Below are 15,390 nucleotides of genomic sequence, written 5' to 3' on the forward strand. Positions count from 1 at the left end.
ATAACCCAGGCTAAATCTCACTTTGTTATTTTGCTTTAATATAAACGCGAACATCAGCAGGTTTTGCTTCATGAAATTTTTGAATCATGGTAATCATATTACGATTTAAAATTTGATTTTTTCTTAATAACACCATCCCGCCTTGGGTGACTAAATCGCGATTTAATATCATTCCTTCTTGTAAATGCTCAGGATGAACATGGATTTCGCTTAAAGCAAACTCTTGAGCAGTACCATTATTTAAAAATTCAATAAATTTTTTGACAAGTCTCGGATCATAACGAGTATTACTATTCATGGTTAAAAACGCTTGCGCTTTGGTGGTGCTCATGCACTCTTCTAAAATATGGCCATGCTGTAATTCATGATATTCAATCACAATATTTAAAATGCGCGATCCCACAGGAATTTCGCTTTTGGATACTTTATGCGGATAACCATTGCCATCCCAGTACTCGCGATGAAATTTTAATAATTGAATGACATCGTGTAATTCTTCTAAACGTAATAAGGTACTTTCGGCTAATTGAGGATGTTTTTTATATTCTTCGCGTTCTTCTCGCGATAATTGAAAAAATGGTTTATTGACTAAATGGAGCGGCAAAGCAAATTTACCTAAATTATGCAGTAAACCCGCATAGTAAATGGTTTGCTGCTCGAGTTTGCTTAATCCCAGATATTCAGCAAAATCGCGCGCTTGTAAGGCTATGGCATGAGAATTACCACCGCTATTACGTTCATGCATGGCGATTAAGCTTGAGAATAATTCAATTGCGGCATAAAAGTTGTGTTTGATTTTATGGTGAGCCTCTTTTAATTGATTTAACTGCTGAAGCTGCAATGATTGTGTGGGATGAGTGCTCGATTTTTGGATTAAACGTTCTGCACATAAATGGCCTTTAGTATTAACAAATGCTGAAATTTTATCTTGAGTTAAGGGTGGTGAAAGATAAAATCCTTGAACTTGATCGCAATTCATTTCTCGTAGACAATCAAATTGATCGCGAGTTTCAATACCTTCAGCAACGGTTGTTAATCCTAATTCTTTGCATAAATTAAATATAGCTTTGGTAATGATTTTAGATTTGGAGTTGGTTAAGAGTGAATCCACAAAGGCTTTATCGAGCTTGACAATATCAAATGGAAAATGCGTTAAATAATGTAGTGAAGAATATCCTGTGCCAAAATCATCTAAGGCTAAGTGAATTCCTAAATCATGAATTTTATATAAAACACTTTCATATTCTGAGTAGTTTTCCATGAGCAAGCTTTCGGTAATTTCAACTTCAATCTGGCGTGGGTTAATTTTTTTCTCGTCGATAATATTACTGATAAAATCAATCATGGTGTGATTAATCAACTCTTTTGTTGAAAGATTAACTGCCACATGAAAATTAGCATGATATAAGTCTTGCCATTCTTTTAATGCAGAAAAAGCTTGCTTAATCGTCCATTTTTCAATTTGCGAAATTAAACCGGCATTTTCACAAACACCGATAAATTGCTTAGGTTGAATTAATCCTAATGTTGGATGATTCCAACGGGCAACGGCTTCAACACCACATATTTCACCGGTGCGCAAATCAATTTTGGGTTGATAGTGCAAGATAAATTCTTCTTCTTTTAATCCTTTACAAATTTCTTGTTGAATTAAGTGATGAATTTTTTCTGATTGTTTAAATTCTTCATGATAAATAACATAATCTTGATGAGGTGATTCAATCTCATGGTTCATCGCGATTTTTGCTTGGTGCAGTAAATTCTGAGCATTTTTTTCAGTATTGGGGTAAGTCGTTAAACCCACGCGTAGCGCAATTTGGAGCTCATGTTTATTAATATGATACAAATTAATTAATTGCTTTTTGAGTTCGCGAACAAATCCATCCAATAAATCGAGTTGATTTTTATGAGCATGGATCACAATAAATTCAGCGTGATCAAGTTTGCGAATAAAACAGTTTTGGGCATATTCGTGAAGACGTTTATTGATCTGATGCAAAAGTTGATCACCTATATGAAAACCCAAGATAGTATTAATATGAGAAAATTGTTCTATCTTAATAGCGATAATGGCAAATTGGTGATTTGCTTTCACTAATCGATCAATTTCTTGTACGATTTCATCAATGATTTTATTTTTCATCAGCTTTTATTCCAAGGTAATGTTTCATTCTCAATCCTGAAGAATGTGGCTGCAAAAACATAAGATACAGTATCCCGATAATATTATCGGCAATGTTTTAGAAAACTTAAATAGTTTGACAAGACGCGGGTGGATGTATTCCCAGCGATTGCAAGGTGCTCACCGCTTTTTCATTGGCGAGCAGTATTAGCTTAATGCATCTTATTGATTTTTGAGCACTTGAGCAACGTTATCGCAGCGGTAAATCAAGAAAAGTTTGCCACCAAGCTGGGCATGAGAGCATGGTGGCATACCATCAGCGCTGTTTGGCCCGCTGTGGCGATAGCTCTCGGGTTATCGGCTAATTCGAAGAGTCGCGATATTTTCGGCGGCGATGATTAAGCGGTTTACGTGTGGATAAAATAAACCAATCTTCTTCGACAATGGGATGAAAATGATCGGCTTCTTCCATGAGGAGATGAGAGGTAGTGCTTTCAAGCGCGGCAATTTCTACGCGTACGCCCATGGCTTTCAAATGACGCACTAATTCAATGTAATCGGAATCACCAGACATAATAATAATGGTGTCAACTTTACTGGCTAATTGCGTAGCTTTGATAGAGAGGGGAATATCGGCACTTTTATGACAAGGTACCACCGAGCCATGATATAAACCATGTAAGCGCTCAGCTAATTTAGAGGAAATGTGTTTACCTTCACGAAAATAAATTAAACGGTTTAACGCGCGATCGTCGATTAGTTTAGGGATCAGAGTATCGAAATTCAACATAGCAGCATCGTTTCTGCATTGCTCGTGGATACTACGTTCGATATTATTACCATCTACTAAAATGGCAACGGATTGACTGATTTTAATCTCGACTTCTGTCATAATAAATTGGCACCAAATTTTCTTGTAGCACACAATACAATGATTTATCACTGAAGGCAAATGATTCATGACAACTATTTTAAATCCATATTCATTAACGCAAGGTAATAAAATTGGTTTAGTCGCACCCGCTTCGTGTACGTTACGGCGAGAAGATGCAAAACACGTTAGCGAAATTTTAAAAAATCGTTATGGTATAGAATGCGTTTATGATGATCATGTTTTTCAACCTAAATCACCACAATATCGCGCAGCAATTTTACGCGATTATATGTTAGCTAGTGATATTCAAATGATTTGGCCACTCAGAGGTGGAGAAGGCAGTGCGGATCTTATTCCCTATTTACAGCCATTGCGAGATCAATTAATGCACGCGCCGAAAAAATTATTAATGGGATTTAGTGATATTACGGCATTGTTAATTTATTTTACTCAACAACTTGATTGGCCAGTGGTGCATGGCTATGGCGCGGCGGCATTGCTTAAGCCAGAATTAGATCAAACGGCGTTAGAGATTAGCTTAGATTTTATTTTCGGTAAACAACAACAAATCGTCATTAATTCGTTAATCCCTTTAAATAGTTTGGCCAAAACCAGTCCTCCTATTACGGCAAAATTAATCGGTGGTAATTTAAGCTTATTAAATATTAGTATTGCGGATTGTTGGCAACTGGATGGGCGCGATAAAATTGTTATTATCGAAGATGTCAGTGAGCGGGCGTATCGCACGTCGCGTACCTTAAAATATTTTCAACGAATTAATTTATTTAATTCCGTCAAAGCATTAATATTCGGCTATTTTTTTGATGTTTTTCCCGTTGACAATCAAATCATCGAAGAAGAAACAAATAATCGCTATTTGCGTTATTTTGCTGAGCAGTGTGATTTTCCAGTTTGGCAATGCGATAAAATTGGGCATGGTAAAACCAATCTTCCACTACCTTTTTATTGTGATGCAAATTTACAGTCAGACCAATTAGTGATTAGTGCAGATTGATCATTCTACGCTGCGCTCGCCGTATCGCGTTGATTTTTTGTGTTCTACATTGAGACTCAATAATCAAGCTAATTAGGATAGGTTTCTTTTAAGAAAAATTTCGCTAACACAAAGGCGCTAAAATAAAATAAGGGTAATATTAAGAGTGCTAAGTGAAAGGCATGAGCATCGTATAAGCGTTCGCCCGTGGCATTCGTAGCACCCGCCCAGGTGTAGTCGAGTAGTTTGCCAATTAAAGGTTGTAAAATATCGCCAGAAATCATTACGATCATATTGGTGAATGCTAAGGCCGTCCCTGCTAATTTTTTCGCATTAATATCGCAGGCACAGGCAAAACACAGTACTTGACCACCTGAACAAAATCCAATAATAAATAATAAAACGGAAATGGAATAAACGGTGTGATTGGGAATAAAAAATAATAATAAAAAGCTTATTCCTGTTGTGATTCCTGTGAACATGAAAATTAAACGTCGTTGTTTTAGGCGATCAGACAGCCAACCTGCTACTGGACAACCCATTAGCCAACCCACAAACACCAGCGACATCACCGACGAGGCGCTGTTATTGCTAAGATGTTTGGCATAAGTTAAATAGGGAATACCCCACATTTCTGCAAAGGCACTCGCTGAGGTATAGCACAGGCAACCCAGCAAACCAATCAACCACATTTGCGGTTGAGTGAAGATTCTTTTCAAACCATGCCAAAGACTTACCCAAGTTTGTTGGGTGGTAGGAGGAGGGTTAAACGGCACGCGTTTGGTATCGCGAATGAGCCAAATAATGGCAACAGCCACTATTAAGCCTAATATCGCAGAATCAAAGGTGGTGGTTCGCCATCCTAAATTTTTTACAATGCCATCGAGGATATTATCGCCAAGGATCGCACCACACATGCCTAAGCTTGTGGTTAATCCGGCGGCAAGCGCAAAGCGTTCAGGGGGAAGCCAAATTGATGCGAGTTTCATGACGCCCACAAAGGCAAACGCAGATCCTAAGCCTATTAAAAAACGGCCAGTTTCAGCGAGATAAAGATTTTGGGTGGCTGCGAATAGATATGCGCCCATGGCACAAATCAGACAAGCCACAAACAATAAGCGACGAGGACCGTAGCGATCCATTAACACACCGACCACGAGTTGCATGGGGGTATAGGCGAAATAATAAAAACCGACTAATTGGCCAAAGCTTGAGGCATCGAGATGATAGGCAGCACGCAAATCATTGGACATGACACTCGGGGCAATTCGCAAAAAATATTCGTAACAATAGAATACCGCCGCTAAACCGCAGATAAACCAGCCTATAATAGGAGATCGTTGTGAAATAATTTTGGGCATGTTTTGGTACCTTGGTTGGGGCTTGGTAGGCGCTCTGCGTGCCTGTTGAAAATCTCCAATGAGCATATAAACTGCTAAATCAAGTTTGGAGATTTCAAACAGGTTCTAAAATAGCGTTACTAAATCATACCACGTCAACATTGCAAAATATAGATAAAGAACTATTTAGCTTCTGCGGCTGTTTGACGAGTACCCATATTGAATTTACGATTAAAACGATCAACACGGCCACCACTATCGACGATTTTTTGCTTACCAGTATAAAAGGGGTGACATTGCGAACACACATCAATATGCAATTGCTCTTGCGCATGCGTGGAGCGCGTTGCAAATGAATGGCCGCAGCTACAAGTGACTGTAACAGCATGATAAGTTGGATGAAGATCTGCTTTCATAATAAACCTCTAGACAATGCGGTTTTATCGTTTTATAAGATGGGCGATGGTATACGAAAATCTTGGCTTAGGCAAGCATTCAGCACAGGTTGCGTTTGTTTTACTTGTCTTATCCACCTAAATTCGCTTAAATTGCTAGATTATTCTCATAGATAGAGGCAAAACCATGCTCGATTTAAACAGTGCCGGTGAATCGATACATTTGATCGAAGGAGCAGTAGGAAAACTGGAAATAGCGCTGACCGTTCCCGCGGAAATTAAATACCCTGAGCTTGCCATTATTTGCCATCCTCATCCTTTGTTTGAAGGGACTATGACGAATAAAGTCGTTCATACTTTAGCAAAAACATTTCGTGATTTAGGTTGTATTGCCGTGCGATTTAATTTTCGCGGTGTGGGTAATAGCGAAGGTTTATACGGTGAAGGTATTGGCGAAACAGAAGATTTATTAGCGCTCTTACAATATTTTAAAACATTAAAACCCGAGGCTGTATTTTTGCTGAATGGATTTTCATTTGGTTCTTATGTGGCATATCGTGCGAGTAGTTTATATGCCAAAGAATTTCCTATAAAACATTTAATTACCGTTGCCCCAGCCGTGGAACACTTTGATTTTAAAACCTTGCCGGTGGTTGAATGCCCTTGGTTATTAATCCAAGGCGAAGCTGATGAGGTCGTCGACCCTAAGAGCGTATTTAATTGGGTGGAGGAATTAACGGTAAAACCTCGTGTGATTCGTTTCCCCAATGTAGGCCATTTTTTTCATGGTGAATTAGTAAAATTACGCAGTATGATTTTACATTATTTTGCCGCAGGCCATTGGCTTTAATTAATTATTTATTTTCCCCATAAACAAAAATAAAGCATCTAGCGCAAGACTTGCTATAATAAGCGCTATTTAAATTCGAGGATAGCCTTATGCTGCTGAACGATATTCCCAAAAATAATGATGAATTGCGTTTATTAATGGATAAACTATATCGCCAGGATGAGGATACTTGTGTTAAAGCTCTCCTTGAACAACCCACGTTAAATGATCATCAACTCTACACCACAGAACAACGCGCGTTAAAATTAATTGCAGGTGTGCGTGCTCGTCGTAAAAAGCAAGGCGGACTGGATGCCTTTTTAATGGAATATGATTTATCCAGCGAAGAAGGTGTGGCACTTATGTGTTTAGCGGAAGCCTTGTTACGCATTCCCGATACGGAAACAATTAATAAATTAATTGTCGATAAAATCGCGCAAGGTAAATGGGAAGAACATCAAGGCGAAAGTGAATCCATTTTTGTGAATGCCATGACCTGGGGCTTAATGTTAACCGGAAAAATGTTATCAACGCAAAAAACCTCACCTAGTCATTTATTTGGATCGTTACGTCAATTAATTACGCGTTCAGGGATGCCCGCAATTCGTTTAGCGATTAATCGTATGATGAAAATCATGAGTCAACAATTTGTGATGGGGCAAACCATAGAGTCTGCGATTAAACGTGCTAAAACTAATGAAGCAATGGGGTATCGTTATTCTTACGATATGTTAGGAGAAGCTGCACGTACCCAGGCTGATGCAGAGCGATATTTTCAAGCCTATCAACAAGCGATTGAAAAAATTGCGCGGGTGGCAAATTCTTCCGACCCGCGAGAAAATCCTGGAATTTCCATTAAATTATCAGCATTGCATCCCCGTTATGAAGCTACCCAATATCAACGGGTTTTAAAAGAATTAACCCCCAAAGTATTAATGCTCGCGCAACTGGCGGCAAAAGCCAATATTAACTTAACCGTCGATGCCGAAGAGGCCGATCGTCTCGATTTATCGTTAGATATTATTGAAAAAATTGTTTTAGATCCCAGTTTAAAACATTGGCAAGGTTTTGGGTTAGCGGTGCAATCCTATCAAAAACGCGCGCCATATGTTTTAGATTGGTTAATTCAATTAGCTCAGCGTGCGCAAAAACGTTTAATGATCCGTTTGATCAAAGGCGCTTATTGGGATAGCGAAATTAAACGTGCGCAAGTGGGTGGGTTTGCAGGCTATCCGGTTTTTACCCGTAAAATTGCCACTGATGTTTCTTTTTTAGTGTGTGCGAAAAAAATATTAAATCATACGGACGTTATTTTTCCGCAATTTGCTACGCATAATGCCTATAGTTTATCGGCTATTTTAGCCATGGCTGGAAAGTATCGTGATTTTGAATTCCAATGTTTGCATGGTATGGGGCAACCTCTTTACGATCAAGTTGTTGGGCGCGAGCAAGAAAATATTCCGTGTCGGATTTACGCACCGGTAGGAGGTTATCAAGATCTTTTAGCGTATTTAGTTCGTCGGTTATTAGAAAATGGTGCGAATACTTCTTTTGTGAATCGGATTGTTGATGAAAATTCACCTCTTCAATCGTTAATAGCATCGCCCGTTAAACAATTAGAATTAATGACCCATAAAGCACATCCCCGTATTCCTCTCCCTCGTCATTTATTTGGAAACGAACGACTCAATTCACGCGGTTTTGATAGCAGTAATCGATCGGAATTATATTCTTTACAACAAAAATTAACTGATTTTACAGAAAAAAAATGGCAGGCAGAATCTTTTATTTATCAGCAACGCGCGCCAGGGGAAAAATTTCCCGTTTACTCACCTTTTCAATTAGATTCTTGTTTAGGTGAAGTGAGCTTTTCACAAAAATTTGAAATTGATGGCGCGTTTCTAGAAGCTAAAAAGGCATTTGATCATTGGTCACACACGCCAGTGAGTGAACGTGTCGGATATTTACACACATTAGCAAATTTGCTCGAAGAACATCTGCCAGAATTACTTGCGCTGACTATTCGTGAAGCGGGAAAAACTTTGGCAGATGGCATCAGCGAAGTGCGTGAAGCCATCGATTTTTGTCGTTATTATGGATCAGAAGCGGAAAAACAATTAAGTCAACCACGTCTCATGCCAGGTCCCACCGGTGAATTTAATGCGTTAAGTTTGCAGGGTCGTGGAATTATTGTTTGTATCAGTCCTTGGAATTTTCCGTTAGCAATTTTCTTAGGACAAATTACCGCAGCTTTAGTCACAGGAAATTGTGTGATTGCCAAACCCGCTGAGCAAACGTCGCTAATTGCTTATCGTGCCGTGCAACTGGCCTATGAAGCGGGTATTCCAAAAAATGTTTTGCAATTACTATTAGGTGACGGTGAAACGATTGGCCACGAATTAATTGCTCATCCCGATGTCAGTGGGGCGATGTTTACGGGTTCGACCCAAGTTGCCAAAGCCATTAATTTAACCCTCGCTAAAAAACCCGGAGCAATCGTACCATTTATTGCAGAAACCGGCGGACAGAATGTGATGATTGCCGATTCCACGGCATTGCCAGAACAATTAGTGATGGATGTCATTACTTCTGCGTTTATCAGTGCGGGGCAGCGTTGTTCGGCATTACGCGTGCTTTATTTACAACAAGAAATTGCGGATAAAGTGATTCATATGCTACAAGGTGCTATGGCCGAATTGGTGGTGGGAGATCCCAGTTTTTACCGCACCGACATTGGACCCGTTATTGATAAAGCGGCCTTGAATAATTTGCAAAATCATTTGGCTAATATACAACAACACGCTAAATTAATTTATCAAACGCCATTGCATCGCGAGTTAACGGCGGGTTATTTTTTTGCACCCACTATCGTTGAAATTAATTCAATTAGCGAATTAACCCACGAAGTTTTTGGCCCCTTTTTACATATCATCCGTTTTGATCATCGCAATTTAGATAATATTATTGCTGAAATTAATCAAACCGGTTTTGGATTAACGTTTGGTGTGCAGAGCCGAATTTATCATGCGGTAAATTATCTGAGTCAGCGTGTCCACGCCGGAAATTGTTATGTGAATCGTAATATGATCGGTGCTGTGGTGGGCGTACAAGCTTTTGGTGGTGAAGGTTTATCGGGCACAGGCCCTAAAGCCGGTGGACCACATTATTTGTCCCGCTTGTGTGTAGAACGCATGCTGACCATCGATACCACGGCATCGGGTGGTAATGCAAGTTTATTATCGTTGGGGGATGAAGATTAGAGCGTTATTTTTTTATGCTGATTAGATATTCCACTAATTGATAGACTTTTGTGGATGGATTATCCGTCCCATTTTTTTCTTGCATTTTATCGATACGTTTAGCTCTAATGATGGCTTGCTTTAAATGTTTTTGAGTTATTACGAAAATATCTTTATTGGCCTCATGATAGTTTTTAATATATTTTTTCAGCAATGATTTTAGTTGATCACCAACAGACTTATTGCTTTTTTCGTGGAAAGGTTTAGATGTATCTTCATAATGTAGCAAAAGCCAATATTCGAAACACGGACTTGATGTAATAGCATAAATTGAAATTTTATTCTGAGAACTGATTTTATCTAATGCTTGTTGATAGTTTGTATGCTCTTTATCAAAAACACAATATATCCGGTCATAATCATCACGCTTATGTTCTTTCAAAGCAAAATTAACAATGCTCATAGGATCATTTCCCAAAGAACAAGATTTAATAACAATATTTGCAGGATTTAGTTGTAAATATTCACATAAACCCTTCAAATAGTTAGGTTCTGTTTTACTTCCTTCGCAAACGATCAACACCACATCGTAGGGTTTACGTTGACCTTTTTTTCGTGCAAGTGTCTTTATACTTTGCTGTTTTCTTTTAAAATGTAAATTATCTGTTCCCACTAAAAACTCCAGTTGCCGATATAAGGTAAAGCACCATATCTTCCCTGGAGATATCCTCGACCAATTGCTTCATCTTTTCGAGGACTAAAATCGAGTAATGGGTATAATTGGGTTGAATTATATTGATCTTTTTCAACAAACCACACTTGATCACGACGAAAAAGATTGCTATCTAACAATGATGTGTCGTGTGTAGTAAAAATTAATTGTGATTTATTTTGGTTTACTTCAGGATCAGAAATTAAGTTAATAAGAAATCTAACGGCTAGAGGATGTAAACTATTATCTAATTCGTCGACTACCACCACTTTTTTATTTTCTAAAGCATCAACCCAATAACCTGCGAAGCCAAAAAACTTTTGCGTGCCATGTGATTCTTCCTCGAAATCTAATGAGGTATTATCGGGATGAATAAACTCAAGTTTTGTTAGAATATCTTTACCCGATAAATCATGTTTAATTTTTTCTTTGATATTATCAGGGATATCTTTGGGAATTTTATCTGAAGAAAATTTTTCAGTAACCGTTAAAATGTCAGAAATACTTGCATCAGCAATATTGATATATTTTAGGAGTTTTTTCTTTCCTTCATGTGTCTCTAATTGTGCAAGACTTCTACTTAGATTTATTCTATTGAATGCTGGAAGAACGACCAAATCTTTTTGAAACCAATCAAAGATAGAAGCAAGTTGTTCGCTGTTAAGTTGCACCGCCGTAGACAAAAAAAGTGCATTATCTCGAGTTGAATCTTTCCATAATTGTTTTTGCCCAGTGAATAACGTACTAAATTTCCACAAATAACTATTTTTCTTTTTATCATAAACACGATGAAACCATTGTTGCATACGTCCAAATGGATAAGCGAATAACCATTCTTCATGAATATGGCGTTTATCCAATTCAAATCCATATTGATAGCGCACTTTATTCTTGATAAAAGTCACTTCAAACTTACTTGGCTTAGACAAATACTCTTTATCAAAAAGAAAGCTATCTACAGAAATGTCTTCCCCTTTTTGCAATTCTTTGGTTGAAGATAAAATAAATTCTCGCATGAAATGTAATGCTCGAATTAAGTTACTTTTTCCTGCTGCATTCGCTCCATAAATAACCGCCGTGTGAACTAGCTCTAACTTCGCATCGGAATCTGCGGGGCTCACATTGGTAGGCAGCTCTTTACCTGTACTAGCAACCATGCTTAGTACTTGTGGTTCTCGAACAGACCGATAATTACTTAATCGAAACTCTACGAGCATTTAAAACACCTATCTAACATATTTTAAAGTTAATTTTTGCATATTTATCACAAATACTCAACATAAAATATGTCAGTATGCCATTTTTAGTGATAACAATACGTTAGAAAGAGATCGCCGGTCGAGGTTGTCCATGTTCGTCGATGGCGACATAAATAAATGTGCCTTCGGTGACTTTATGGAGGTCGTTACCATCGCCAGGAGTAGCCCAGGCTTCAATATTGATGGTCATTGAGGTGCGACCTGTTTTAATCAGCTCGGCATAGCAACTGACAACATCGCCAATTTTGACGGGGCGAATAAAGGTCATCGCATGAATGGCTACCGTAACAATGCGACCACCACTCACTCGCTTAGCTAAAATTCCGCCACCTAAATCCATTTCTGACACTAACCACCCACCAAAAATATCACCATTGGCATTGGTGTCGCAGGGCATGGCTAAGGTTCTTCCTACTAATTCACCAGCAGGATGAGGGCAGGATGTCATAATGAATTTTCTCCTTAGGCTTAAACCTTAGTGATGGGTAGCGTAATTTGGGCGTGATAACAATGCTATTTTGCTTTGCGTATTTCGTTGAGCTTGGCGCTCAAGCACACGATCTACTATCAGCATAGCGAATTGATAACACGCCCAAAAATAATTCAGCCTTATTCTTCGGCAAAGTTCTTTTCAACGAAATCCCAATTCACTAATTTCCAAAACGTTTCGACGTATTTAGGACGCGCATTGCGATAGTCGATATAATAAGCATGTTCCCAAACATCGCAGGTGAGTAAGGCTTTTTTATGTTCGGTCATGGGCGTGCCGGCATTGCTGGTGCTGATTAATTCTAAACTGCCTTGTTTATTTTTAACTAACCATGCCCAGCCTGAACCAAATGTTCCAATTGCGGTTTTATTAAAGGATTCTTGAAATTTTTCAAACGATCCAAAGGTTTTATTGATGGCTTCCAACAGTGCACCGCTGGGTTTGCCTTTGCCTTCTGGCGTTAAACAATGCCAAAAAAACGTATGATTCCAAATTTGCGCCGCATTGTTAAATACGCCACCGGTCGATTTCATGATAATTTCTTCTAAGGTTAATCCTTCGTAATTGGTGCTGGGGATTAAATTATTTAAATTATTGACGTAGGCTTGATGGTGTTTGCCATAATGATATTCTAATGTTTCTTTGGATAAATGCGGTTCCAATGCATTCATTGGATAGGGTAGAGGGGGTAATTCAAATGCCATGATAGTGCTCCTATTTTTTACTAAATGAATGAAAATAAGTTAGCTAAAGAGTTTACGTAGACGAGTCTTGCAACGCAAGTCTTGAATTACCATCTTAACATATCCGTGCGATTGGAGAGGTGACAAGATAAAACAATGTCGGTAAACTAAGTTTCTTTTTTACCGGTAAAGAGTATTTCTCATGAGTATTATCGACGACATTCAACAACAAATTGCTAATAATAATATTATTCTCTACATGAAAGGCAGCCCACAAATGCCGCAGTGTGGTTTCTCAGCACGCGCCGTGCAAGTGCTCAACGCCTGTGGCGAAAAATATGCATTCATCGATATTTTGCAACATCCCGAAATTCGCCAACAATTGCCACTTTATTCTAACTGGCCGACCTTTCCGCAATTGTATATCAAAGGCGAACTCATTGGCGGTTCCGATATCATGGCTGAATTATACGAGCAAGGCGAATTACAGGAATTAATTAAGAAAGCGGTGACTGAATAACTCAAGGACTGATTGAATATACGTGTAAGCTGTTCTATAATTGCCCAACTTTTGAAAATAATAATAACAAAGAAGGTAGTGGCTTATGCCCGGAACAGCTCCATTATTTAAAACTGACACGTCAAATGCAAAAACGCCCGACCAACTGGACAAGCATACTAGTTTAAGTTGGTGGGAGGGTGCGAAAAATTGGTTAGGTGGTCGAGCCAAACAAGTCACTGAGGCATTTTTTTCATCCAAGGCTCAAAAAAAGCAGCAAAAGAATCGAGCGGCTATTATTAGCGAATATAGTCAGCGGATAAAGGATGCGCAAAAACAAGAAGCAGCACAGCAGCACACCCGGGAAAAACTTCAAGGTGTTGATGTGCAGGAAATTTGTCCGCCGAACACGACGTTAACATTATTTAGTACTTTCCAGAATAAAATCCCCAATGATATCGATAAAGCCTATGATCCCTTATTTGGAATTTGTGCTTCACCGGCGAGTTCGCTTTATTGGGAGGCGCTCTATTGTTTAAAAACATTAATAGGCGTGGATAAATTAACCGCGCTGACATTCGGCTTGGCAGTGCAGTATCTAGAAAGCGCCTATGTTCACTTATGCCAGAAAGGCGATTTTATTGCCAATCAAACGATAAGTCAGACTATGAATCTCTTGATGTTTTCTGACACGCGTGTCGGATGTTTTGAGCAGATTGATATTCCTATTTTCCAAAGATTGATGAAATGCGCAGATCGCAGTAGCGGTTCAATAACATCATCGAATACGGTGATTATTGGAAGTGTAGGAGCGGGGGCGTTCGCCCTTATCCTTGGCACATATCTAATCATGGCTATTTGTGGGCGTGATAGACCTCCTGTAGCGGGGGAAATAGAGATGCGTAATCCACGTGACAATGGCCGTAGGTTATCAGCAAGAGCAGCAGGTTAACATTATTTATCTCGATGATGAACATCCCCATCCGAGCAAAAGGATGGGGATGAGGTCGTCAATTAAATCTTTTCCTGCAAATAATTCTGAACACCTAATTGAGCCATTAATCCTAATTGAGTTTCAATCCAATCGATGTGTTCTTCTTCAGACGCTAAAATAGTGCGCAGCATATCGCGCGTCACAAAATCGTGTTTGCTTTCACAATAGGCAATGGCTTGGCGTAAATCGGGGATGGCTTTTTGTTCCAAGGTTAAATCACAGTGCAAACATTCTTGAGGATTTTCGCCAATTAAGAGTTTGTCTAAATCCTGCAAATTGGGTAAGCCTTCGAGAAATAAAATGCGTTCAATTAAGCTATCAGCGTGTTTCATTTCATCAATCGACTCATGATGTTCATGCTCGGCCAATTTCGAAAATCCCCAGTTTTTGAACATGCGCGCATGTAAAAAATATTGGTTAATGGCGGTGAGTTCATTGCGCAAAATGGTGTTTAAATGGGTAATAATGGTCGGATCGATTTTCATTGAATGCTCCAAGGTCGTTTTTAAACTTGCGTAGGAGTGTAGGGGATTAGGCTACAAAGTCAAGTAGGATAAGGATTGAATATCTTACGCAAAAATAGCAAATGTCATTCTTGCGTATTTTAGATCATGAGGTTTAAAATACGTGAAAATGACATTTACCAATTTGGCGTATTTTTTATGAGTGACACTACCAACGTCAAACTAAGCGCTTGCCAGGTTGTCAAATTGATTATTTGATTCAAACTCGTTTAGGCATGCTCTTTGTCTGTGAAATTAAATTTTCCAAAAATCTCATTGGGACCAGTGTGATTGAGGAAGTCAAAGAGAAAATTAATCGTCTCGCTGTACCCAAAAATTTTGTGTGTATTCCCGTGTTAATTCAAATGAATGGCGTGAGTGAGGAAGTGATCGATGCTGATTATTTTTTTGCAATCATTCATGCTACTGAATTTTTGCAGGAGAATTAAATCAGCTT

15 protein-coding genes are annotated in these 15,390 nt (G+C 38.8%); 6 read left to right on the forward strand and 9 right to left on the reverse strand.

The window, feature by feature from the left end:
• Window positions 1–25 precede the first annotated feature (25 nt).
• Both KIT27_02870 and KIT27_02875 read right to left on the reverse strand, forming a co-directional pair.
• Window positions 26–2,143 (reverse strand): EAL domain-containing protein, encoded by a 2,118-nt coding sequence (locus KIT27_02870; GenBank protein MCW5588586.1) that lies wholly within the window; start codon window positions 2,141–2,143, stop codon window positions 26–28.
• A gap of 340 nt (window positions 2,144–2,483) precedes the next feature.
• Window positions 2,484–3,014: an NYN domain-containing protein gene (locus KIT27_02875; protein MCW5588587.1), complete on the reverse strand. Its 531-nt coding sequence runs from the start codon at window positions 3,012–3,014 to the stop codon at window positions 2,484–2,486.
• A gap of 67 nt (window positions 3,015–3,081) precedes the next feature.
• On the opposite strand from KIT27_02875, the gene KIT27_02880 reads away from it, so the two are divergent.
• Complete coding sequence (locus KIT27_02880; protein MCW5588588.1) at window positions 3,082–4,011, forward strand: LD-carboxypeptidase; 930 nt, start codon at window positions 3,082–3,084, stop codon at window positions 4,009–4,011.
• 68 nt (window positions 4,012–4,079) lie between these two features.
• Here the strand turns inward: KIT27_02880 and KIT27_02885 are convergent, their stop codons facing one another.
• Both KIT27_02885 and rpmE read right to left on the reverse strand, forming a co-directional pair.
• Complete coding sequence (locus tag KIT27_02885; protein ID MCW5588589.1) at window positions 4,080–5,351, reverse strand: MFS transporter; 1,272 nt, start codon at window positions 5,349–5,351, stop codon at window positions 4,080–4,082.
• Between the two features lie 161 nt (window positions 5,352–5,512).
• Window positions 5,513–5,746, reverse strand: coding sequence for a 50S ribosomal protein L31 (gene rpmE / locus KIT27_02890; protein ID MCW5588590.1), 234 nt, complete (start codon window positions 5,744–5,746; stop codon window positions 5,513–5,515).
• A 166-nt stretch (window positions 5,747–5,912) separates the two neighbouring features.
• Between rpmE and KIT27_02895 the strand changes: the two genes are divergently transcribed.
• Both KIT27_02895 and putA read left to right on the forward strand, forming a co-directional pair.
• A complete protein-coding gene (locus KIT27_02895; protein MCW5588591.1) occupies window positions 5,913–6,575 on the forward strand; it encodes an alpha/beta hydrolase in 663 nt (220 codons plus the stop codon).
• Window positions 6,576–6,664: 89 nt separating this feature from the next.
• Window positions 6,665–9,814: a bifunctional proline dehydrogenase/L-glutamate gamma-semialdehyde dehydrogenase PutA gene (gene putA / locus KIT27_02900; protein MCW5588592.1), complete on the forward strand. Its 3,150-nt coding sequence runs from the start codon at window positions 6,665–6,667 to the stop codon at window positions 9,812–9,814.
• 4 nt (window positions 9,815–9,818) lie between these two features.
• On the opposite strand, the gene KIT27_02905 is transcribed toward putA, so the two are convergent.
• The 4 genes from KIT27_02905 to KIT27_02920 all read right to left on the reverse strand — a co-directional run bounded on the left by KIT27_02905 (window position 9,819) and on the right by KIT27_02920 (window position 12,958).
• Complete coding sequence (locus KIT27_02905; GenBank protein ID MCW5588593.1) at window positions 9,819–10,466, reverse strand: RloB domain-containing protein; 648 nt, start codon at window positions 10,464–10,466, stop codon at window positions 9,819–9,821.
• Window positions 10,466–11,662, reverse strand: coding sequence for an ATP-binding protein (locus KIT27_02910; GenBank protein ID MCW5588594.1), 1,197 nt, complete (start codon window positions 11,660–11,662; stop codon window positions 10,466–10,468). The genes KIT27_02905 and KIT27_02910 overlap by 1 nt, the downstream gene beginning before the upstream one ends.
• Before the next feature lie 163 nt (window positions 11,663–11,825).
• On the reverse strand, window positions 11,826–12,212 hold the full coding sequence (yciA, locus tag KIT27_02915; protein ID MCW5588595.1) for an acyl-CoA thioester hydrolase YciA: 387 nt from the start codon (window positions 12,210–12,212) through the stop codon (window positions 11,826–11,828).
• A gap of 161 nt (window positions 12,213–12,373) precedes the next feature.
• Window positions 12,374–12,958, reverse strand: a complete 585-nt coding sequence (locus tag KIT27_02920; protein MCW5588596.1) for a superoxide dismutase [Fe] — start codon at window positions 12,956–12,958, stop codon at window positions 12,374–12,376.
• A 181-nt stretch (window positions 12,959–13,139) separates the two neighbouring features.
• Here KIT27_02920 and grxD point away from each other — a divergent pair, with 181 nt between their 5' ends.
• Both grxD and KIT27_02930 read left to right on the forward strand, forming a co-directional pair.
• The gene (gene grxD, locus KIT27_02925; GenBank protein ID MCW5588597.1) at window positions 13,140–13,457 is read left to right on the forward strand and encodes a Grx4 family monothiol glutaredoxin; all 318 of its coding nucleotides are present in this window, start codon (window positions 13,140–13,142) and stop codon (window positions 13,455–13,457) included.
• A gap of 85 nt (window positions 13,458–13,542) precedes the next feature.
• Window positions 13,543–14,388 carry a hypothetical protein gene (locus KIT27_02930; GenBank protein ID MCW5588598.1) on the forward strand — a complete coding sequence of 282 codons (846 nt, stop codon included), beginning with the start codon at window positions 13,543–13,545 and terminating at the stop codon, window positions 14,386–14,388.
• Between the two features lie 62 nt (window positions 14,389–14,450).
• On the opposite strand, the gene bfr is transcribed toward KIT27_02930, so the two are convergent.
• Entirely contained in the window at window positions 14,451–14,915 is a 465-nt protein-coding gene (gene bfr / locus KIT27_02935) for a bacterioferritin (protein ID MCW5588599.1), read from the reverse strand.
• A 209-nt stretch (window positions 14,916–15,124) separates the two neighbouring features.
• Here bfr and KIT27_02940 point away from each other — a divergent pair, with 209 nt between their 5' ends.
• The gene (locus KIT27_02940; GenBank protein ID MCW5588600.1) at window positions 15,125–15,382 is read left to right on the forward strand and encodes a hypothetical protein; all 258 of its coding nucleotides are present in this window, start codon (window positions 15,125–15,127) and stop codon (window positions 15,380–15,382) included.
• Window positions 15,383–15,390: the final 8 nt, after the last annotated feature.

This window comes from Legionellales bacterium (genome assembly GCA_026125385.1).
Classification (GTDB): domain Bacteria; phylum Pseudomonadota; class Gammaproteobacteria; order JAHCLG01; family JAHCLG01; genus JAHCLG01.

Bases quoted from the DNA above. Each gene is read 5' to 3' on its own strand.
- KIT27_02870 (MCW5588586.1), bottom strand. From the start codon at position 2,143: ATGAAAAATAAAATCATTGATGAAATCGTACAAGAAATTGATCGATTA.
- KIT27_02875 (MCW5588587.1), bottom strand. From the start codon at position 3,014: ATGACAGAAGTCGAGATTAAAATCAGTCAATCCGTTGCCATTTTAGTA.
- KIT27_02880 (MCW5588588.1), top strand. From the start codon at position 3,082: ATGACAACTATTTTAAATCCATATTCATTAACGCAAGGTAATAAAATT.
- KIT27_02885 (MCW5588589.1), bottom strand. From the start codon at position 5,351: ATGCCCAAAATTATTTCACAACGATCTCCTATTATAGGCTGGTTTATC.
- rpmE (MCW5588590.1), bottom strand. From the start codon at position 5,746: ATGAAAGCAGATCTTCATCCAACTTATCATGCTGTTACAGTCACTTGT.
- KIT27_02895 (MCW5588591.1), top strand. From the start codon at position 5,913: ATGCTCGATTTAAACAGTGCCGGTGAATCGATACATTTGATCGAAGGA.
- putA (MCW5588592.1), top strand. From the start codon at position 6,665: ATGCTGCTGAACGATATTCCCAAAAATAATGATGAATTGCGTTTATTA.
- KIT27_02910 (MCW5588594.1), bottom strand. From the start codon at position 11,662: ATGGTTGCTAGTACAGGTAAAGAGCTGCCTACCAATGTGAGCCCCGCA.
- yciA (MCW5588595.1), bottom strand. From the start codon at position 12,212: ATGACATCCTGCCCTCATCCTGCTGGTGAATTAGTAGGAAGAACCTTA.
- KIT27_02920 (MCW5588596.1), bottom strand. From the start codon at position 12,958: ATGGCATTTGAATTACCCCCTCTACCCTATCCAATGAATGCATTGGAA.
- grxD (MCW5588597.1), top strand. From the start codon at position 13,140: ATGAGTATTATCGACGACATTCAACAACAAATTGCTAATAATAATATT.
- KIT27_02930 (MCW5588598.1), top strand. From the start codon at position 13,543: ATGCCCGGAACAGCTCCATTATTTAAAACTGACACGTCAAATGCAAAA.
- bfr (MCW5588599.1), bottom strand. From the start codon at position 14,915: ATGAAAATCGATCCGACCATTATTACCCATTTAAACACCATTTTGCGC.